The 19,159-nt window shown below is 43.0% G+C and carries 14 protein-coding genes, 1 other RNA gene and 2 pseudogenes; 4 read left to right on the forward strand and 13 right to left on the reverse strand.

Features of this window, described 5'->3' with window-relative positions; translation table 11 throughout:
• The first annotated feature begins 23 nt into the window (after window positions 1–23).
• Window positions 24–121, forward strand: an RNA gene (ffs, locus tag Q0394_RS07145) — signal recognition particle sRNA small type.
• Between the two features lie 4 nt (window positions 122–125).
• Here the strand turns inward: ffs and Q0394_RS07150 are convergent.
• From Q0394_RS07150 to dnaA, 6 genes and pseudogenes are all read right to left on the reverse strand, one after another.
• Entirely contained in the window at window positions 126–1,355 is a 1,230-nt protein-coding gene (locus Q0394_RS07150) for an HD domain-containing protein (RefSeq protein WP_298946422.1), read from the reverse strand.
• A 311-nt stretch (window positions 1,356–1,666) separates the two neighbouring features.
• Window positions 1,667–2,065: pseudogene (queF, locus tag Q0394_RS07155) on the reverse strand (preQ(1) synthase); the annotation flags it as partial.
• 9 nt (window positions 2,066–2,074) lie between these two features.
• A complete protein-coding gene (locus Q0394_RS07160; protein ID WP_298946424.1) occupies window positions 2,075–3,466 on the reverse strand; it encodes an EAL domain-containing protein in 1,392 nt (463 codons plus the stop codon).
• Window positions 3,467–5,776 (reverse strand): DNA topoisomerase (ATP-hydrolyzing) subunit B, encoded by a 2,310-nt coding sequence (gene gyrB / locus Q0394_RS07165; protein WP_298946425.1) that lies wholly within the window; start codon window positions 5,774–5,776, stop codon window positions 3,467–3,469.
• Between the two features lie 17 nt (window positions 5,777–5,793).
• Window positions 5,794–6,861, reverse strand: coding sequence for a DNA polymerase III subunit beta (gene dnaN / locus Q0394_RS07170; protein ID WP_298946426.1), 1,068 nt, complete (start codon window positions 6,859–6,861; stop codon window positions 5,794–5,796).
• A 138-nt stretch (window positions 6,862–6,999) separates the two neighbouring features.
• On the reverse strand, window positions 7,000–8,310 hold the full coding sequence (gene dnaA / locus Q0394_RS07175) for a chromosomal replication initiator protein DnaA (RefSeq protein WP_298946427.1): 1,311 nt from the start codon (window positions 8,308–8,310) through the stop codon (window positions 7,000–7,002).
• 113 nt (window positions 8,311–8,423) lie between these two features.
• On the opposite strand from dnaA, the gene ruvC reads away from it, so the two are divergent.
• Window positions 8,424–8,897, forward strand: a complete 474-nt coding sequence (gene ruvC / locus Q0394_RS07180) for a crossover junction endodeoxyribonuclease RuvC (protein ID WP_298055869.1) — start codon at window positions 8,424–8,426, stop codon at window positions 8,895–8,897.
• A 94-nt stretch (window positions 8,898–8,991) separates the two neighbouring features.
• Here the strand turns inward: ruvC and Q0394_RS07185 are convergent, their stop codons facing one another.
• The 5 genes from Q0394_RS07185 to Q0394_RS07205 all read right to left on the reverse strand — a co-directional run bounded on the left by Q0394_RS07185 (window position 8,992) and on the right by Q0394_RS07205 (window position 15,181).
• Window positions 8,992–10,008, reverse strand: a complete 1,017-nt coding sequence (locus tag Q0394_RS07185) for a hypothetical protein (RefSeq protein WP_298946428.1) — start codon at window positions 10,006–10,008, stop codon at window positions 8,992–8,994.
• Window positions 10,009–10,094: 86 nt separating this feature from the next.
• Window positions 10,095–10,715: an FAD-dependent thymidylate synthase gene (thyX, locus tag Q0394_RS07190; protein ID WP_298946429.1), complete on the reverse strand. Its 621-nt coding sequence runs from the start codon at window positions 10,713–10,715 to the stop codon at window positions 10,095–10,097.
• 89 nt (window positions 10,716–10,804) lie between these two features.
• Window positions 10,805–13,075, reverse strand: a complete 2,271-nt coding sequence (gene flgE, locus Q0394_RS07195; protein WP_298946430.1) for a flagellar hook protein FlgE — start codon at window positions 13,073–13,075, stop codon at window positions 10,805–10,807.
• Between the two features lie 285 nt (window positions 13,076–13,360).
• Window positions 13,361–14,701, reverse strand: coding sequence for a Na+/H+ antiporter NhaC family protein (locus Q0394_RS07200; protein ID WP_298946432.1), 1,341 nt, complete (start codon window positions 14,699–14,701; stop codon window positions 13,361–13,363).
• Between the two features lie 84 nt (window positions 14,702–14,785).
• Window positions 14,786–15,181 (reverse strand): hypothetical protein, encoded by a 396-nt coding sequence (locus tag Q0394_RS07205; protein WP_298946433.1) that lies wholly within the window; start codon window positions 15,179–15,181, stop codon window positions 14,786–14,788.
• 112 nt (window positions 15,182–15,293) lie between these two features.
• Between Q0394_RS07205 and Q0394_RS07210 the strand changes: the two genes are divergently transcribed.
• The gene (locus tag Q0394_RS07210) at window positions 15,294–16,112 is read left to right on the forward strand and encodes a CsgG/HfaB family protein (RefSeq protein WP_298057662.1); all 819 of its coding nucleotides are present in this window, start codon (window positions 15,294–15,296) and stop codon (window positions 16,110–16,112) included.
• Window positions 16,113–16,384: 272 nt separating this feature from the next.
• On the opposite strand, the gene Q0394_RS07215 is transcribed toward Q0394_RS07210, so the two are convergent.
• Both Q0394_RS07215 and Q0394_RS07220 read right to left on the reverse strand, forming a co-directional pair.
• On the reverse strand, window positions 16,385–17,422 hold the full coding sequence (locus Q0394_RS07215) for a hypothetical protein (RefSeq protein ID WP_298946434.1): 1,038 nt from the start codon (window positions 17,420–17,422) through the stop codon (window positions 16,385–16,387).
• A gap of 8 nt (window positions 17,423–17,430) precedes the next feature.
• Window positions 17,431–18,882: an MBOAT family O-acyltransferase gene (locus Q0394_RS07220; protein ID WP_298946435.1), complete on the reverse strand. Its 1,452-nt coding sequence runs from the start codon at window positions 18,880–18,882 to the stop codon at window positions 17,431–17,433.
• A gap of 108 nt (window positions 18,883–18,990) precedes the next feature.
• On the opposite strand from Q0394_RS07220, the pseudogene Q0394_RS07225 reads away from it, so the two are divergent.
• Window positions 18,991–19,159 (forward strand): annotated as a pseudogene (locus Q0394_RS07225) (dihydroxy-acid dehydratase); the annotation flags it as partial.

Genomic DNA, 19,159 nt, shown 5'->3' on the forward strand with positions numbered 1-19,159 from the left:
TTGAGTAAAATCGCTCTTGCCCTTTCTTAGACCTGTGCAATGTCTCTTCTAAGCACCGCTTCAGGGTGGGAACACAGCAGAGCACTTAGGCTAGGCGTGTGCCGCAGTCATCTGAGGGAGGGTTTTTAAACCTGTAAAAGCGAAAAATGCTCCTTAAAGTCATCACAGATTTTTGAGAAATTCACTCCGTCCAAGCTCTGATTTTTCTGAAAAAATTTATCCATATTATTAAAGCCTTCGGTTAGTTCGTTTGACTTTACGCCGTAGCTGATCGAGATCCCCGCCTCAAAAAACGCCGCGAGCTTGTCACAAAATTTAAGTGCTTTGCCGTCGATGGCGTTAAATTTATCCTCGTTTACGTTCTCCATCGTGCCCTCGTGATGCAGAGGCTTTTTCTCGCAGATCCTGTTTTCAAACTCGTTTTTGATAAATTTGCTGCCTTCCATACGGATGCCCAGGATATAGCTAAACTCGTCTCTAAAATTTTCAGGCACGAAAGGCAAAATTTTCTCGTCTATCAGGCGCATTTCGTATTCGCTGATTATCTCGTTTAGCCCTTCGATACCGTATTTTACGGGGCTGATTATATCGCGCGTTAGCGATTCGGGCAGATCGTGAAAGAGCGCGCAAAAGAAATTATTTTCTAGCCTAGTTTTGCAGGCCTTAACCTCAAGCGAGTAAAAATAACTCAAAATCGCCACGACTAGCATGTGGCCAAGCACTGCCGTTTCAGGTATACGCGGCGTCTGTGCCCAGCGCTTTTGAAAGCGCAGTCTGCCGGCTAGATCGACTAGCTTAGCTAGCTTTTGATTCATCACGATTTTGCGCACGCCTATTAGCTCGTAATAATCCTCCAGCTCCTCCTCCACGCGCGCTTTTAGCTCGTCTATATCGCTTAAAAATTTGCTCGTTTGATAAACGATCGAAAACTCCCAGCGCGTCGCGAGGTAGCTAGCGGCCTTTAGGATCAGGCGCTCTTTAGCGTGAGCCTTGTCTTTATGCGTGAGATAGCGGCGCATCCGCTCTAAGAATTTACCACCCTCGACGTCCTTTACGAGCCCTTCTAGGATCGTTAACACCCAGGCGTTGATCTGTTCGTTTTTGGTTTTTTGCATCTGATGAAACACATCTGGGCGTATATCCGTGACCACGACTCGCGCGAGAAACTCGAAAATACCGGCCTCGATAATGTAGTTCATATCGACGCCGTGCTCGAGCTTTGCGATGAAATACGCGATGATAAATTTGTGCGCTTGCTTATCAAGCTCGACTAAATTCGTCATCTTGGGATAGTCGTTCCAGCGCGAGATGGACGCAGCCTTAAAGATGTGTTCGATGAGCTGCGCGCTTATCATTTATCTTCCGATGATTTTTTCACGACTCTAGCGCGTTTTTCGCCGGCGAATTCAGGCTTTTTAAAGCCGTCTTTGCTGCCCGATCTTCGCGGTTTATCGTCAAATTTATCTTTACTCACACTCGCGCGAGGTTTTCTATCGCCGCTTTTTGTATCTCTTCTATCGGCTCCGAAACTCTTACCGCGAGAGCCGTCTTTGCTAAATTTAGACTCGCGTCCGCCGTAACCGCCTCTATCAAAACTACGCTCGCTATCTCGCGAAAATTTCTCAAATTTAGGTGCTTCAAAGCTTTGTTCTTGCGTTTTTTTGATTATCTCGTCAGAGCAAATTTCGATCACCGTATGGACGTTGCCGCGCGGGTTAAAGTCGCCCGTGATCTTCATCCATTTTGGCGCTAGCTTTCGCTCTAAAACGTCGTAAATTTCGTTTATGCTATCTTCGTGGCTGATGTTGCGCGTCATGAAGCTATTGATGTAGAGTTTGATCGCTTTTAGCTCGACGACGAATTTAGCAGGCACGTACTCAAGATATATCGTCGCAAAATCAGGATAACCAGAGCGCGGGCATAGGCAGCAAAACTCCGGCAACGTGATTTTGATCTTATAATCGCGCTCGTGCTTGTTTTCCCAGATTTCCAGGTCTTTTTCTACGTCAAATTCGCTTACTATTTTCTCGCCGTATTTTGGCTCTACGACCTCATTTTCTTGCATTTTTTTCCTTTAAATTTCTTTTGGCTTCTCTATGAAAAAGCCCTGTGCGAAGTCGGTCTGATAGCGCTCCGCGATGTTGTAAAACTCGTCGTCCTCCACAAATCTCACGATGGATTTTACGCCTACTCTTTTTGCGGTCAAATTTAGATTTTCAAACAGAGTTTTAAATTTGTCGTTTTTGATATTTTTGTTAAATTCGATATCGTAAATAACAAAATCTATCGGCAAATATTTAAAATATTCAAAGCCAGCGTTGTTGCCGCCGAATTTATTAAGCGCAAAGCGGAAACCGAGGTTTTTATACTCCGTCAAAATTTCTCTAAATCTATTTATCTCGTCATATACTAGTTTCTCGCTAAACTCGAAAATAACGCGATTTGGATCGATTTTACCTAGCTGCACGAACTCTTTTATAAAATTCGTAAATTTCAAATTTCTAATCGAGACCGACGAAATTTCAATCACGATCGGATCTTCGTCTTTAAATTTAAGCTCGGATAGCTTTTTGATAACGTTTATGTCAAAAAGCACCTCATAGCCGTTTTTGTTCGCGATATTTTGCACTTTTGCTTTTGAGACGAGACCTTGCTTATCGGTGTAAACTTTTATGATGATATTTTTCAAATTTTGGCCGAAACGAAGGCTTTTTACGAGCTGAGTTTGAAAGATAAACCTTTGCATGTCGATACAGTTGCAGACGTCTTTTTCAAGATCGTCCGTGATGTCCACTTTATCTTCGCTATCGCTCTCGTTTAGCTTTTGGATGAGATAAGAAACCGAGTTTTTGAGGCTTGCCGAGTGATTTATGTCGATAGCGTCAAATTTGATCTTTAGCTCGATATTGTAAATTCCGTCGCTCAAAATGCTCTTTTCAAAAACGTTTAAAAGATGGATTAGCTCGGTGCTTTTACTCTCGCAAAATATCAAAAAATATTCATTTGAATATCTGCCGATTAGAGTGTTTTTAGATACTTTTTCGTTTAAAAATTTCTCCAGTCGCTCGACTAGTCGTTTGAGCAAAATATCGGTACTAACAAAGCTATAACGCTCATTTAGATCGTTTAAATTTTCGATCTTTAGCATTAGCATATTGCCGCCATTTTTGCCTTTAAATTTAGAAGCTTGCTTTGATAAAAGTCTTAAAATTTCGTCTCTATTATAGGCTTTCGTAACTTGATCAAGCACGCTCGTTTGAAAGCTTTGATAAATTTTGTAGGCCGTAAAATAAACTTGACATAGAACTAAAATAGTGATCAAAATGATGTCATTGATGTCAAAATCTATATCATCTTTTTTAACGAAAATATACATCAAAATAATAACGCTGAAAATAAAAATAGAAGAGATCTCGAGCGCAGTTTTAAACCTATTTGATCGTTCTTTTAGTTCTGATTTTAGCATTTATACGTCCAAATGTTTCACGTCTTTTGCGTGCTCTTGTATGTAGTTTCTTCGCGGTTCAACCTCGTCGCCCATAAATAGATTAAACGTATCTGAGGCGCTTACTACATCGTTTATGTTTATCTTTAACAAACGGCGATTTTCAGGGTTCATCGTCGTTTCCCATAGCTGTTCTGGATTCATCTCACCAAGGCCTTTATAGCGTTGTATATAGGCGCCTTTTTTGGCATTTTTTTCGATCTCGTCTAGTACGTCTATTACGTCGCCTTTTAGCTCAATACCGCGCTCTTTTATCTTTTGGCTGATGTAAAGCGCTTCTTCGTAAAGAGGATTTGTAAACAAATTTTCATTTACCAAAAGCTCTTCCAAGCCACTTTCGGTTTGTACGTAAATTCGCGCTTCTTCTTCGCTGACGTATGAGTTTAGGATATTGTGTCCCTGAGCTTCTAAATAATTTTTCAAAATTTCATAAATTTCACCGTAGCTTTTTGAGACGATATCAGGATTTTCGATCATATATCTAACAGCAGAAATCACGCTAAAACGTTTTTCAAGCTCTTTTAATACGCTTCTATAAGCCGCGACTATCTTTAAAAAGTCTATGAGATCAGCGTTTCCTATACCTTCAAACTCGACACCTTCGATGCCAGTTTCTATTAGAAATTCATTGAGCGCTCTTTCGTCTTTTAGATAAATTTCTTTTTTACCCTTTTTATAGCGGTAAAGAGGCGGCTGAGCTAGATAAATATGACCGTTTTCCACGACTTTGTGTAAAAATCTAAAGAAAAACGTCAAAAGTAGCGTCTGAATATGACTACCGTCGACGTCGGCATCGGTCATGATGATGATTTTGTGGTAGCGAAGCCTCTCGGCGTCAAATTCGTCTCCGATACCGCAGCCTAGAGCAGTTATCATATTTTTTATTTCGTCTGATTTTAAAATTTTATCTAAGCGTGATTTTTCAACGTTTAAAATTTTACCTTTTAACGGCAAAATCGCCTGAAATACCCTATCGCGTCCTTGCTTGGCCGAGCCGCCCGCGGAGTCGCCCTCCACCAGATAAAGCTCGCTGATCGTTGGATCTTTACTCTGACAGTCAGCTAGTTTACCGGGCAGAGTTCCTATGCTTAGACCCTCTTTTTTACGCGTTAGATCGCGAGCTTTTTTAGCAGCTTCACGTCCGCGTGCCGCCATTAACGCTTTTTCCATTATCGCGCGAGCTTCAATCGGATTTTCTTCAAAATACTTGCTAAGTACCTCAAAAACCATCTTTTGAACGATCGGTTTTACGTAGCTTGAGCCTAATTTTCCTTTCGTTTGGCCTTCAAACTGCGGTTCTGGTACTTTGACGCTTATAACTGCGATGAGGCCTTCGCGGATATCTTCGCCCGTGATTTTCGTGTCTTTTTCGCGGGCTGCAGCGTTTGCTGCGATATAGTTTGTTATCACGCGAGTTAAACCCGCACGAAATCCAGCTTCGTGCGTACCGCCGTCAGGGGTTTTGATATTATTTACGAAGCTTAGTAAATTTTCGCTATAAGTATCGTTGTACATCAGTGCAAAATCGACTAAAACGTCCTCTTCGCCGCCGCTAAATGATACGGCTTTGCTTACGGCTTCGTTTTTATTCATATCCGTTACAAAGCTCTCAAGTCCGCCCTCGTAGTGAAAGCTCTCGCTTCTACCGTTTCTTTGATCCTTAAAATTTATCGTTATTTTTGGATTTAGATAGGCTAGCTCGCGAAAACGTTTAGCTAAAATTTCATCGTTAAATTCCGTAACCTCAAAAATACTGTCATCCGGCCAAAACTCTACCTGAGTTCCGGTTCTATTTGTGGTTTTTATAACCTCAAGGTCGCTTTGCGGGATACCTTTTGAGAATTCTTGTCTATGTAGTTTGCCGTCACGTTTGATATTTACGACCAGTTTTTTAGAAAGGGCGTTTACTACGCTAACGCCAACTCCGTGCAAGCCGCCTGAGACTTTGTAAGTGTCCTTATCAAATTTACCGCCAGCGTGAAGCACGGTTAAAACGACCGTTGCAGCTGAAATTTTCTCCGTCGGATGCATACCTACCGGTATACCGCGACCATTATCGCTGATTATCGCCGAGCCTTCGCGCGTTAGCTCGATATCGATCGTATCGCAGTAGCCAGCCATCGCCTCGTCTATTGAGTTATCGACGACCTCGTAGATCATGTGATGTAGGCCGCTTATGTTAGTATCGCCGATATACATGCCGGGGCGTTTTCTAACCGCTTCGAGCCCTTTTAAAACTTTAATATTTTCCGCGCCGTAATTTTGCTGCATTATTTACCTTTGTTATTTTATAAATTTATCGGCATGATTACCGTTTTTAGCTCGTTTGAGCTCACCGTAAAGGCTAAATTTGAGTCGTTAAATCCAAATTCGAAATATTCCTCTTCGATGTTTTGTAGGAAATCAAGCAAGTATCTATTTTTCACGCCGACGTAGATCTCTTCTTCAAGTCCGGTTGCAAATTCTATCGTCGTTTTAGCTTCCGAGTTATCTTCGACGATGCTTTCAAAGCTTATGGTTTGAGGAGCAAATACTATTTTCGTGCTCTCAGAGATGATTGAGACGGTTTTGATGCCTTCTATCATCTTATCTCTGCTTAGTCTTAGTCTTCGTTTGATTTCTTGCGGGATTACTCTGTTGTAGTCAGGAAATCTGCCGTTTATAAGCTTTGTAAAAAACTCGAAATTTGCGCTTTGAGCGATCAGAGTCGTATCGTCGTAGTAAATTTCAATCTTGTCAAAAAATAGCTTTTGTATCTCGCTAATGGCTTTTTTTGGGATTATTAGGGAAAATTCGTTCTGAGTTGGCGTTTCAAATCTAAAAACGCTAAGCCTTTTCGTGTCGGTGCCGACTATGTTTATATAGTTTTGCTTAATGTCAATAAGAGCGCCGTTTAGCTCAAATTTAGGGTTATTATTATCTATGCTTGTAAAAATTTTCTTTAAACTTCGTCCAAGCATTACGGCGTCGACTTCAAATTTATTTTTGTTTTCTATCGTCGGAAAATTTGGAAAATCCTCAAATTTATACATTGGAAGCTTATATTTTGAGTTTTTTTGTTTTATGTAGAGGTAGTTATTTACCGTCTCTAGCGTTATTTCTTCGTCTTTTAAGCTTCTTATGATGTCAAGTAACTTCTTACCGTTTGCAGTAGCATTTCCCTCGTCCATGATTTTGACGTTTGAGAGCTTATAGGCTAGACCGATCTCGTGGTCTGTTGCTTTTATATTTAGGATACCGTCTTTAGCTCCAATAAATATATGCGAAGTTATAGCGCTTAGATCTTTTTTCTCTAGGTAAGAATTGCTATTTGTTACGATGCTTTCTAAAGCGTTTTTATTAATCGCGACTTTCATTTTTTTCCTTTTGTTTTTAAATTTCTTTTAGTAGCATTAGTAGTGGGCGTGAAAAGTTTAAAACTGCTTTTATTTGCTTTAAATAGGGCATTTGCAGCGTTAAAAAAACTGCTTATTTTTTCACTTTTATTCACGTTTTTACTCTTTGGTTAAAATTTTATTTTTTAGTTCTTCGACGCGAACTTTAAAATATTCGTTCGTTTCTATTAGTTCGTTTATTTTTTTTATGCTGTGACTTACAGCGGAGTGATCTTTCATGTTGAAAAATTGCGCAATCTGCGGCATCGAGTTTGGCGTCAAATTTTTAGCCAGATATATCACGATGCGCCTAGCTTCGACGATATTTTTTGAGCGTGATTTGCTTTTCATCTCGCTTGGTTTGACGTTTAGCTCTTTGCTTACGATTTCTACGATATTTTCTAGGTTTATATTTTCGCGCTTTTCTTTTATCTGATCGCGCAGGATATTTTTAGCAAACTCTAGCGTGATTTCCTGCCTCATTAGTCTTGCGTAAGCGTTTAAATTTATTATCGCGCTTTCGATTTCTCGGATGTTATCGCCCATATTCGTTGCGATGTAGTTTATGACGTCTTTGTCGAGATAAATTTTATCAAACTCGCATTTTTTCTTGATGATTGCGATTTTAGTATCGAGCTCCGGCGGCGTGATGTCTGCGATGATACCCCACTCAAAACGCGTTCTTAGCCTATCTTCAAAGCCTTTTAGCAGCTTTGGTTGGCGGTCCGAGGTCATTACTATCTGACCGTTTTTGGCATGAAGTTCGTTAAACGTGTGAAAAAATTCCTCTTGGATTTTATCAGTTTTTCCTAAAAACTGCACGTCGTCGATGAGTAAAACATCGCAGTTTCGGTATTTTTCGCGAAATCGCTCCATCGAGTGGTTGTTGAGGTTATAAGTAAAGTCCGTGATAAACTGCTCGCTTGTTACGCAAATGACCATTTTGCCGCCGTTTAGACAAAAATTTCCGACCGATTGTAAAAGGTGAGTTTTGCCAAGTCCAGTCGGGCCATAGATAAAAAGCGGATTGTAAATTTTACCCAGCTGCTCGGAAACAGCTTTTGCGCTTAAAAATGCAAACTGGTTCGAGTCGCCGACGACGAAATTTTCAAACGTGTAGCTTGGATTTAGCAGGCTGCTTTGCGCTTTTATCTCTTTGACGTCCACTTTTTTGGCCGGTTTGCTTGCGGTTTTGGTCGGGGCTTGGACTTCAACGACCGGTTTTTGCCCGGTTTTTACTTCAAAAAGGTGAGCGATTTTTGAGGCGTATTTGGTCTGGATAAATTTGGCGATAATCTCGTTTGGCGCGTTAAATACGACGTTTGTCGAATTTGAGCTTTTTTCGTTAAATTTAAGCTGCTTGATGTAGCATTCAAATTCTGACGGTAAAATTTCTTTGGAAAGTAGCTCCAAAACCTCGTTTGCGACCAAATTTTTGCCTTTAAGATTGATTCGCTAGATTTTATCTTAAATTTGTTAAAATGGCGTTGAAATTCGTTTTTCACGCCGTGAAAAAAGCGTGAAAAACCGTTGAAAAGGATGAGATGAAAATTTTAGGAATCGATCCGGGATCGCGAAATTGCGGCTATGCGATCGTCGAAAAGACGCCCGTGAAAACTATTTTGATCGAGGCGGGACTAATCAAAATAAAACCGAATTCTTTGCAGTATCAAATCACCGAACTTTGCGAGGGACTCGACCTGATTTTTAAAAATCACAAATTTGACGAGGTGGCGATCGAGGACATATTTTTTGCTTATAATCCAAAAACGGTTTTAAAACTCGCGCAGTTTCGAGGAGCGCTTAGTCTTAAAATTTTGCAGCTTCACGGAGATTTTGCCGAGTATACGCCGCTTCAGGTCAAAAAAACGGTCACGGGCAAAGCCAAGGCCGACAAAGAGCAGGTGGCCTTTATGGTTAAGAAAATCCTCGGTATAACAAAGGAGATCAAACCGCTTGATATCACCGACGCCATCGCTATCGCGCTAACGCACGCGAATAATTTACGCTTAAAATAAGCTCAAATTTTCGCTTGTTTTTTTAGTAAAATTTGGCTTCAAATTTTGCCATTTTTGAGTGCAAAATTTGATTGTTTAAAATTTATCTCCGCGCCTAATCAACTATCGTAATTCCCGCATCCGCGCAGGTTTTTCGCGCCTTTTTGGATATGCCGATGCCGGTCGTTTCGATTTTTTTAAGATTTTTGAGGGGCGCAAGCTCGGCGGCATCTATGTTTTTAATGTCGAAAATCTCGTCCTCGCCGTCCCAATCAGGCGCGATTTGCAGATAAATTTCATTTCCGCCGTCAAGATATAGCTCGCTCAGCTGCTCCGCCAAATCCACAGGAACCGGATAGTCCTTGAACCACTTTTTGGCTTGCGGCAGCGCGCCGAAGTCCGCGTACGGATCGATGCCGCGCTCCTCGCAGTATTCAAACACGTCAAATTTAGGCTGTAGCAGGGCTTTTTCGTACATCAGCTCGTTCATCACGGCGATTTTAAAATTGAAATTTTTAAACGCTAGCGTCTCGCCCACCGCACACGGAAGCTTAAATTTATCGCTCGGCCTCGGCTTTAGCTTTTTCTCTTTTTGATTGATACAGACGCGCCCTATCGGCATTTTCGCAGCTCGCACGATGTCTGCGATCTCGTCGGTGTCGCGCTTAGCGAAGCGCTCGGCGAAGTCCATCGCGCCTATGCGCTCCTGTACGGCCTGCGCGAGAGCTAGTGATACTTCAAATTTACCCAGGCTAAGCTCCAAAAATATATATGCGCCGCGCAGCTCCTGCTCCGGTACAGCCTCAAGCGGCGGTCTGCCCTCTAGCGTGAACGCGCCGCAGTATAGCTTGCGCGGAACCTCGTGCTGCACGCCCTTTGCGACCTCAAGCATCAAATTTATCTCGGAAAGCTTCGGTTCTGCGAGCTCGTCTGCGCGCACGAAGGCAAAAATCCCCGCCTCATCCCAAAAATAGCGGCTTATGCCCTCTCCGTCATCGATCACGCGCGGCTGGCCCAAGGCTTCATTAAATTTAGCTAGATCAAACCCGCAGTTTACGCCGCCGATGAAAACGCCGTCCGAGCGCACATCGACGTCAAATTTATCCTTTTTAAAAATATCAAATAGTTCCATTTATCGCCCCTGATCTTGCCTTAAATTTCGTCTTAAAATTTTCACATAGCATTGCTTTTATCTTGGAGGCGTCACAAAGCGCTCTATTACTCCTGATTTACGTGATCCTCGAATATAAATTTATGCTCCTGCGGTAGCGACTCGTAAAGTTTTAGCGATAGGTTTCTGATCTCCCAAAGAGCTGATTTTGAGCTGCGAAGCGAGAGGAAATTTTGCAAACTGCGCGCGTTTACGCTCCACGTTAGCTCGGTTTTGTAGCACTCTGGTAGGCAGTATTTGACGATGTCGAGGCTTTTTGTCGTGTTTGCGAGGATTTCGCGCAGGTTTTCCAGCGCTTTGATGCTTGCGTTATCGACCGTTTCGTCGCCCGTTAATACTATAAATCTCGCCGCTCGATCAAAGTCGCCAAGCTCAAATTTAGCCTCTTTTTTGAGCTCTTTTAGCGTGTAGCGCGTTGATTTGACGCTGAGGCTAGCTACGCGGTGACGGGCTAGCTCTTGCAGTAGGGCGCGCGAGATACCCTGGATGTAGAAGTTGTAGTAGAGGTGCTCAAGCGTGCTGGCGTGTTTAAATTTATTACCGACGCGCTCGATGAGCTCGACATCTTTTTCGCCGCCGTTGTCGCCTTTTTCAAAGCTTTGCCAGCACGTTCGGATAGCGTGCGAGCAGATGTTTAGCGGGGTGTAATTTAGAAGCGTTACTTGCATTTTTGACTCTTTTAGTTAAATTTAGCGGTAAATTTAGCTAAAAATGAATAAAAAGGGCTTTAGACGAAACTAAAGCCCGAAGAAATAAATTATTTTAATTGAAGCAGCGTGTTTAGCATTTCGTCGCTCGTGGTTATCGTCTTTGAGTTGGCCTGGAAGCCGCGCTGTACGACGATGAGCTGAGTTAGCGAGCGAGATAGATCGACGTTACTCATCTCTAGGCTCGAGGCTGAGATCTTACCGCGTCCAGCCGTCTGAGCCGCACCGATGATCGGATCGCCGGAGTTTGCCGTGCGTGAGAAGAGGTTTCCGCCTTCGCCGGCTAAGCCTTGGTTATTTGCAAATTTAGCCACGCCCACTTGCGCTAGTCCTAGGCTTCGGCCGTTCGTAAATGATCCTACTAGCGTTCCGCTTTGATCTATCCTGATACCGTTTAGCTCGCCGCTAGCGTAGCCGTCTTGACTGATGTCTGCGGTGCTTGAGTTATTATCGGTGCTCGTTAGTCCGTCGGTGGTCTGCGTAGTACCGAATTTTAGCTCGATGTGCTGGCCGATAGCCGAACCGTTTTGTGCGCCGAAAGTGATACTGGCAGGACTATACGTCGCTAGCGAACCGTCCGGGTTAAATCTCACGTAACCTGTTACTACGTTTCTAGGTTCTACGGTATTTATAGAGTTTGGCTCGGCCACTTGGATGACCATCGTCCACTCTGTTCCTCCGTTTTCTGTATAGCCGCGTTTTATAAAATCCATTTTTACGTTATGTTTTGTGCCTAAGCTATCGTAAAGATCGGTACTTGAACTATGGGCAGCCATATTTAAGCTATCGGTTACCCTAGTTGCTCCGCCTGCGCTTAAAGATCCTGAAATAGGCGCCATAGATGCTGTAAATTTGACGTTTTCGGTTACGTTTTTAGTAGCGTTTGTTAAACCGGTTACGGCAATATTCATGTCTTTGGCGCCGGCAGCGCTAGGATTTTTAAATTGATATTGGCCGTGTTCGTTTACGATAACTTGTGCGCCGTTATTTTGATTTGCTGCCGGTAATGGGTTAGTTCCGGTTACTGCTGGATTTTGCACATGATCATAGTTGGTAAATTCTCTTGCATCTCTTTGCATGGCTTCACGTAAATCCTCAGTAGTGGTTACTTCTCTTTCTTTTGTATCGTCGTAAGCATGCGTAGCAGATACGTGTGTTTTATTATATACGTATTGATACGCAGTTATAATTTTTATATCGGTTAATCCTGTGTCATCTGCAGGAACTCCACCTGTATTTACGGTCATTTTTATATTTTTCATATTTGCCGTAGTGCCAAGATTATTTCTATTAGTTAGCACTAGTTTATTGCCGTTTACTACGCTAGCTTCTACGCCGGTTTCGCTATATTTACCGTTTATTATACCTGCTAATTGGCCGATAGTTAGTATATTTTCACCAGTTATATTTTTCCCATTTAGCGTTATATTGAGTTTTTTGCCAGGAGCAGCGAAAGACCCATCAGCTCCTACACCAGCTACGGTTAATCCATCGGTTTTGGCGTCTGCATAGCTAGCCCATATACCTTGTCCGCCGGTTCCCTGAGCGTCTCTTAGGTTATATGCATCGCCGTTTCCGTTAAATAATACTCCTAAATCGGCTCCGCGCTCCGTCATCCTTTGTTCGCCGTTTTTATTTACGTAGAATCTATTTGCACCGACGTTATTTTCGTCGTGCACTTCGCTACCGGCTATAGTTCCGTCGTTATCTAAATCTACGCCGTTATGAAACTGGTCTAGTTTGTAGATAGGTATCTTTTTATTTCCTACGTCGTTACCGCTGTCTAAGTTTCCTTTTAGCGCGATGTTTGTCGTAGCGCGCGCAGGCACGGTTAGGCCGACTGGGATCTTTATATCGCCGATAGGTCTAGTAGGATCTATCTCTCCTGTTTCCTCATCTCTCATCCAGCCTTGTACGATGTTACCGCCGTTATCGACGAAGTTACCTTCGCTGTCTCTTGAAAAGTCGCCGTTTCTGGTGTAGTAGGTGGTTTTGCCGCCGTCGGAGCTCACCATGAAAAATCCGTCGCCTTGAAGCGCGATATCGGTTTGCTTGTCGGTGGTTTGCAACGAGCCTTGCTTGAAAATCCTCGTAGTGGAGTTTATCTGCGTGCCTAGGCCAACTTCCATGTTATTTACGCCGCCGTGTTGATTTTGCGGTGCGGTGGCGATACGCGAAGTTTGGTAGATAAGGTCGTCGAAATTTGCACGGTTGTATTTAAATCCGACTGTGTTGACGTTAGCGATGTTGTTACCCTCAACATCCATAGCGATCTGGTGAGCTTGTAGTCCCGTAACGCCCGACCAAAGTGATCTCATCATAGCTTTATCCTTTTTGAAAAGTGAATTTTAAGATGACTTAAGCAAAAGACGTTCCAAATTTAAATTTGATTTTAGTTTAGTGTTGTAGAAGGTAACGACGGAAAAGAGTGTATGAGTCAAAATTTACAAATTCGGCTTCAAATTTGAACGTAAAAAGTCAAGGCGAAGTATTTTTTCGCTAGGCAAGGCGGAATTTAAATTTTAAGCGTAGGCTAGACATATAGTCTGCCGAGCTTAAAATTTAAATTTCAATGCCGTATAGCGGAAAAAGACGAGCCGCCAAATTTAGAGAATCATCGCGCCTATAACGCCGCCGATTAGTAGCGGTATATTAAAGAATATAAAAGTCGGCACGCACGTATCGTAGATGTGATTGTGCTGGCCGTCGGCGTTTAGACCACTCGTAGGCCCTAGCGTGCTGTCGCTAGCGGGACTGCCCGCATCGCCCAGAGCCGCCGCGATACCAACTAACAAGATGATCGCCGCCGGAGAAAATCCCAGCGATAGCGAAAACGGCACGTAGATCGCCGCGATGATCGGTATCGTGCCAAAGCTCGTGCCTATACCCATAGTAACGAGCAGACCGATAGCTAGCATCAGTATCGCGCCGCCTATTTTGCCGCCCACCACCTCGCTAGCAAAGCCCACTAGCTGCTCGATACCGCCGCTCTCGCGCAAAACCGAGCCAAAGCCTGCGGCAACGAGCATAATAAATGCGATAAAGCCCATCATCGCTAGGCCGCTATCCATGATTTTGTCGATTTTACGGTACTCGATACCGCCCAAAGCTATCATGACTAAAAGCCCAAGAAGCGCGCCAAGAGGCATGCTTTCTGTGTAAATTTGCACCCCAAAGGCTACTACTGCGCCGCCTAGCACCGCCCACTCTTTTTTAGTCATTTCTAGGCTTGCGGCCAACTGTGCCTCTTGCTCTTCGCTCGTTTCAAATTTAGTGTGCGCGTAGTCGCGTCTTTTGCGGTAAAAGACGAAAATCGCCAAAAAAAGTCCGACTAGCATCGAGGCTCCGCCTATCCACATCACGCTTGAGATCTCGCTCATCTGTACCGTTACGCCGTTGTTTGCGAGCTCTTTTTGTATGATACCGTGAAAGATAAGGCCAAAACCGACGCTAAGGCTCACGTATGGCGCCTTTAGTCCGAAAGTTAGTGCGCACGCGACGGCTCGGCGGTCGATGCCTAGGCGGTTCATCAGCGGCAAAAGCGGAGGAATGAGAATCGGGATAAAAGCGATATGCACGGGAATCAAATTTTGCGACAAGCACGCGATCGCGGCGATGATAAGCGCGAAATAGGTACTGGTTTTTGCTAGAGCCTTGCTAACGGCGTTTATGAGGATCGCCGTTAGGTTCGTATTAGCTATCGCGGCTGCGAGAGCGCCGAGCAGGATGTAGCTGAGCGAGGTTTCTAGGTTGCCTTTCATGCCGGTTATCAGCGTCGATGTGGTAGCTGTTAGCGCGCCAAAAAAGGCCTCTACGCCGGCAAATCCGCCGTGATAGATGAGACCCGCGACTAGGGCGGAGACGAGGATGGAAAGCAGGATGTTAAATCTCAGCAAACAAAGCGCAGTCATCACTAGGATACTGATCACGACGGGGTTGGTTAGCATTATTTTCCTTTTTGTAAATCAAATTCGTAAATCAAATTTCGCCGCCGGTCAAATTTGACGACTAGCGGCGAACGGGCGTCAAATTTATCTAACGCGGATGCCTACTTGCGGGCGAGGCGAATAGTAATAATCGTCGCGTCTATCGCGGTATCCATCGTCGTATCCGTCGTCATAGCCTCTCTCGTAGCTTCGATCGTCCGATTTGCTCGAGCCGCCTTTTTTTATGTTATTGTTTTTTATGTACTGATCGACTAGTTTGTCGCGGTAGTCCCTGCCTCGGTCGGTTTGTTTGTAGCCGCCGTATGGAGGGTCCATATATATCACTACGTCGTCGTCGTATCTATCTCGGTGGCGGCGTTTTTTGTATTTGTAGCTGTTATCCGGGATGACTATTAAAGATTCGTTTGAATAACGGTCGTAAGCGTTTGCCAAATTTAAACAAAACGCTGAAAAAATAGCGATTAAAACAAGTTTTTTCATGTTAAATCCTTCCTGGTTATTTCTAAATCATTTTATAACATCAAATTTAAAATAAAGTAAATTTTTAGCGCAAATATATTACAATTTTGTAAATTTATCTAAGGAGTTATAAATGAAAAAATCGTTTTTTAACGCATCGAAGATTGCGACTTTGGCTTTGCCTTTTCTTTTGACGGGTTGTATGTCGTCGATGAGTATGGGATCGCCTGGGGCTAAAACGACGGCTACTGGCTCAGCTGCGGGTTCAAGCGCGCACAATACTAACTCTGGACTAACCAGATGTACCGAGTCTATGGGTACGGTTACGATTTATGAGGATAGAAATAGCGACTGGTACTCCGTCGTAACCGGGCAGTACAAACTAACATCTACTATCCCGGTTCTTAGGCTCCTAGCTCAGCAGTCAAACTGCTTCGTAGTCGTCGAGCGTAGCAAGGCATTTAACCAAATGTTAGAAGAGCGCGCGTTGATGGAGTCGGGCGAGCTTAGAAAGAACTCAAATTTCAAAAAAGGTCAGATGGTCGCCGCGGACTATACCTTAACTCCTACGATAACATTTAGCGAGAGCAATACTAGCGGACTAGGCGGCGTTGTCGGCGCATTTTTCGGCTCGGTTGCAGGTACCGTAGCCGGCGGGTTTAGCACGAGCGACGTAAGTACTGTTCTAACGCTAATCGAAAACCGATCGGGCGTACAGTTAGCGGCAGCCGAGGGAAGCGCTAGAAACACGGACTTTGCAGGACTTGGAGGCTTATTTGGTAGTAAGGTAGGCGGAGGACTTGGGGCCTATGCTAATACGCCTGAAGGTAAGGTTATAGTAGCAGCCTTCACCGACTCGATGAATAACCTAATAGAAGCCGTCAGAAACTACAAAATGCAAACCGTAAAAGGCGGTTTGGGCGCGGGCGGCGCGATGAAAGTAGCGGATTAATTTTTATCTTCGTTAGGCTAGATGCGACCAAAAGGCGTTCTAGCTTTTTTAAGCGCAAGGTAATCTCTCTGCTTTGCGCTTAAATTTGGGCTTTCGGGCTCAAATTTGCATATTTTTCTACGTCAAATTTCGATTTCCTATTTAAAAAGACCTGCGTTAAATTTACTTCAAATTCTAGTTCGAAAAATTATGACGGTGAGTAAAATTTACTCAAATTTAACTTAGTTAGAAAGCAAAAGTCCAAATTTACGCTCGCTAGTAAATATTAAATTTTACTTCGCGTGTAGCTCTTTTGCGTATTTTGACTTTTCGAGATTTTCGATTAGCTTTTGCGTGCGCATATCTCTGGCCTCGGGTACTAGATGAAACCACGTGTCGTGCAGAAATTTACGCGGGAAATAGCTATCTTTATAATCGCCGATCATCTCAAAGCCGTTATCTTCGATGAGCTTTTTTACCTCTTTTAGAAATTTTTGATTATCCGCGGCGTGCGGGTCGTTTAGATCGTAGCAATCATCGCCCGCGACGGCCGGGTAGGTAAAGATAAATTTAATCCCTTTTTCGCGCTCAAGCTTTTTCATAAAATTTAAATTTTCTTTGAAAATATCGCTTATACCGATTTTGCCGCCTGAAAAATCGGTGAAAAATATGTATTTTTGGCACGCCATCTGCGTGTCTTTGGCTTCTTCTACTTTGCCGATGTATTTGTAGTCGCCGCGTTCGCCGTTTTTAAAATCCGGCGAAAAATCATGCACGGCTTGAGGTTTTTTGTTGATAAAGTTATCGAAATTTATCTCAAACGCCGCTATTTCTTTATAGTCTCTTATCGCCGCGTTTATAAATGCTTGAAACGGGATTTGCGATATAGTTTTTAGCTTTTCAAAAAACGGTAAATAGTCGTAAAAATGGTGAATCTCAAAAAAAAGTCCGTAGTAATAAGTATCGGGCGGAACATCGTTAATGTAGTACCTGTACTCCAAAGGCAGGATAAAAATATCTCCTTTATGCGCTAGTTTGGCCGCTCGGTAGAGTCTGTGGCGTAGCGGATAACCGCCGTGATCGGCTAAATTTATAACCAGCTTGCCAAAGTGCTTTTCAAGCATCTGGGAGTTGATACCGTGATAGGAGTTTGAGCCGCTTTCGACGATGATACGGTTTTGTTCGGTCGTATTTGAGATGAGGTAGTTTTTATACGCGTAGTGATGAGCCGACGAAACCCTGATGAGAAACATCGCAAACGCCATATAAAACGCGATCATAACTAGCGTCAAAATAGGAAGCGTCAAAAGAAAAATTTTATATTTTTTCAAATTTAATCCTAAAAGTTAAAGTACAAAAACGGCGACTCCTGCGCGCCGGAGTTAATCGCAAAAACCAAAGCAAGCAAAAATGCCGTAAAGAGTGCGGTAAGAAAGCCAAATTTTGCTCTAGCGGCCATTTCGTTCGAGTTTCGCCCAAAAATCGTAACCAAAAGCGTAATACCCATAATAGCGCAGAACGTACCCATGGCTATTTGCGGTGTTTCCATAAAATTTATTTGATTGTATCCCAGAGAGTTGCTTATGTACTCTAAGTAGTTAAAATTTATCTTAACCGAGCTAAAATCAAACATGCCTTTTAGCACTTTCATCGCGCTATCTAGGTCTCTGGCGCGGAAAAATATCCAAGTGATATTTATAAAATTAAACGTTATAAACCAAGCTAAAAATTTATTCATCGGGCGAAAATGCGCGCCGTAAAATCTGCAAATCATCATCGCAAACCCGTGTAGCGCGCCCCAGATGATAAACATCCAACCAGCCCCGTGCCAAAGTCCGCCTAGCAAAAATACTGCAAAAACGTTAGCGTAAGTGCGGTATTCGCCCTTACGGTTACCGCCTAGCGGGATATAGATGTAGTCGCGTAAAAATCTCGAAAGCGTCATATGCCATCTGTGCCAAAAGTCTTGGATATTTAGCGCTTTGTAGGGGGAGTTGAAATTTAACGGCAAGATAATGTTAAACATATATGAAATGCCGATCGCCATATCGGTGTAACCGCTAAAGTCAAAATATAGCTGAAAAGTGTAGCTAAGGCTCGTGATCCATGCCTCGCTCATACTAAGAGTCGTATACACGTCAAAACCGTGAAGGGCAAATCTAGCGAAAAAATCGGCCACTACGACCTTTTTAAAAAGTCCGATCGAAAATAAAAAAAGTCCGATGCTTAAATTTTTATAGTTTATGCGCTTTAAACGTAAATTTGCAAACTGCGGCATCATCTCGGCGTGGTGGATGATAGGACCGGCTAAAAGATGCGGGAAATACGTAACGAAAAGCGCGTAGCGAAGGAAGCTGGGTTCTTTTACTTTTTCATGGTAGCAATCCACTAAAAACGCTATTTGCGTAAATGTAAAAAAGCTAATGCCAAGAGGCAAAATAACGTGGTGCAAAGGTACGTCGGTACCGAAAATTCCGTTAAAATTTTCTATCAAAAAGTCGGTGTATTTGTAGTAGGCCAATAGGGCTAAATTTGCCGCGACGCCCGCCCATAAAATAAGTTTTTTGCGAGATGGGTGAGCGCAGAGCAGATGACCGACGTAGAAGTTAAACGTAATCGAACCTAAAATAAGCGGGATATAAATAAAATTCCAATATCCATAAAAAAATAGCGAAGCGACCGTGAGCCAAAAGATACTGAGTTGAACGAATTTAAGTTTATTTAAAACAAAATAAACTCCAAAAGTAATCGGTAAGAAAAAAACTATAAACGCAAATGAGTTAAAAAGCATTTTTACCCTTATTTTAAAAGAGTTTAAATATACTCAAATTTGATTTAAATTAAGCTTTTTAAAGCTAAATTCGATAAAATCGCCCAAATTTCACCAAAAGGATCAAATTTGAGAAGCGACATCATCAAAAAAGGCTATACGCGCGCGCCGCACAGAAGCTTGCTAAGAGCGACGGGGCTAAAGGACGAGGACTTTGAAAAACCCTTTATCGGCGTAGCAAACAGCTTCATCGAGATCATCCCGGGGCACTTTTTCCTCAACAAATACTCCGAAATTT

It is taken from the genome of uncultured Campylobacter sp. (assembly GCF_938039205.1).
Lineage (GTDB): Bacteria > Campylobacterota > Campylobacteria > Campylobacterales > Campylobacteraceae > Campylobacter_A.

What these genes read in the sequence shown, in the direction of transcription:
- Q0394_RS07150 (WP_298946422.1), bottom strand. Translation starts at nt 1,355, where the DNA reads ATGATAAGCGCGCAGCTCATCGAACACATCTTTAAGGCTGCGTCCATC.
- Q0394_RS07160 (WP_298946424.1), bottom strand. Translation starts at nt 3,466, where the DNA reads ATGCTAAAATCAGAACTAAAAGAACGATCAAATAGGTTTAAAACTGCG.
- gyrB (WP_298946425.1), bottom strand. Translation starts at nt 5,776, where the DNA reads ATGCAGCAAAATTACGGCGCGGAAAATATTAAAGTTTTAAAAGGGCTC.
- dnaN (WP_298946426.1), bottom strand. Translation starts at nt 6,861, where the DNA reads ATGAAAGTCGCGATTAATAAAAACGCTTTAGAAAGCATCGTAACAAAT.
- ruvC (WP_298055869.1), top strand. Translation starts at nt 8,424, where the DNA reads ATGAAAATTTTAGGAATCGATCCGGGATCGCGAAATTGCGGCTATGCG.
- Q0394_RS07185 (WP_298946428.1), bottom strand. Translation starts at nt 10,008, where the DNA reads ATGGAACTATTTGATATTTTTAAAAAGGATAAATTTGACGTCGATGTG.
- thyX (WP_298946429.1), bottom strand. Translation starts at nt 10,715, where the DNA reads ATGCAAGTAACGCTTCTAAATTACACCCCGCTAAACATCTGCTCGCAC.
- flgE (WP_298946430.1), bottom strand. Translation starts at nt 13,075, where the DNA reads ATGATGAGATCACTTTGGTCGGGCGTTACGGGACTACAAGCTCACCAG.
- Q0394_RS07200 (WP_298946432.1), bottom strand. Translation starts at nt 14,701, where the DNA reads ATGCTAACCAACCCCGTCGTGATCAGTATCCTAGTGATGACTGCGCTT.
- Q0394_RS07205 (WP_298946433.1), bottom strand. Translation starts at nt 15,181, where the DNA reads ATGAAAAAACTTGTTTTAATCGCTATTTTTTCAGCGTTTTGTTTAAAT.
- Q0394_RS07210 (WP_298057662.1), top strand. Translation starts at nt 15,294, where the DNA reads ATGAAAAAATCGTTTTTTAACGCATCGAAGATTGCGACTTTGGCTTTG.
- Q0394_RS07220 (WP_298946435.1), bottom strand. Translation starts at nt 18,882, where the DNA reads ATGCTTTTTAACTCATTTGCGTTTATAGTTTTTTTCTTACCGATTACT.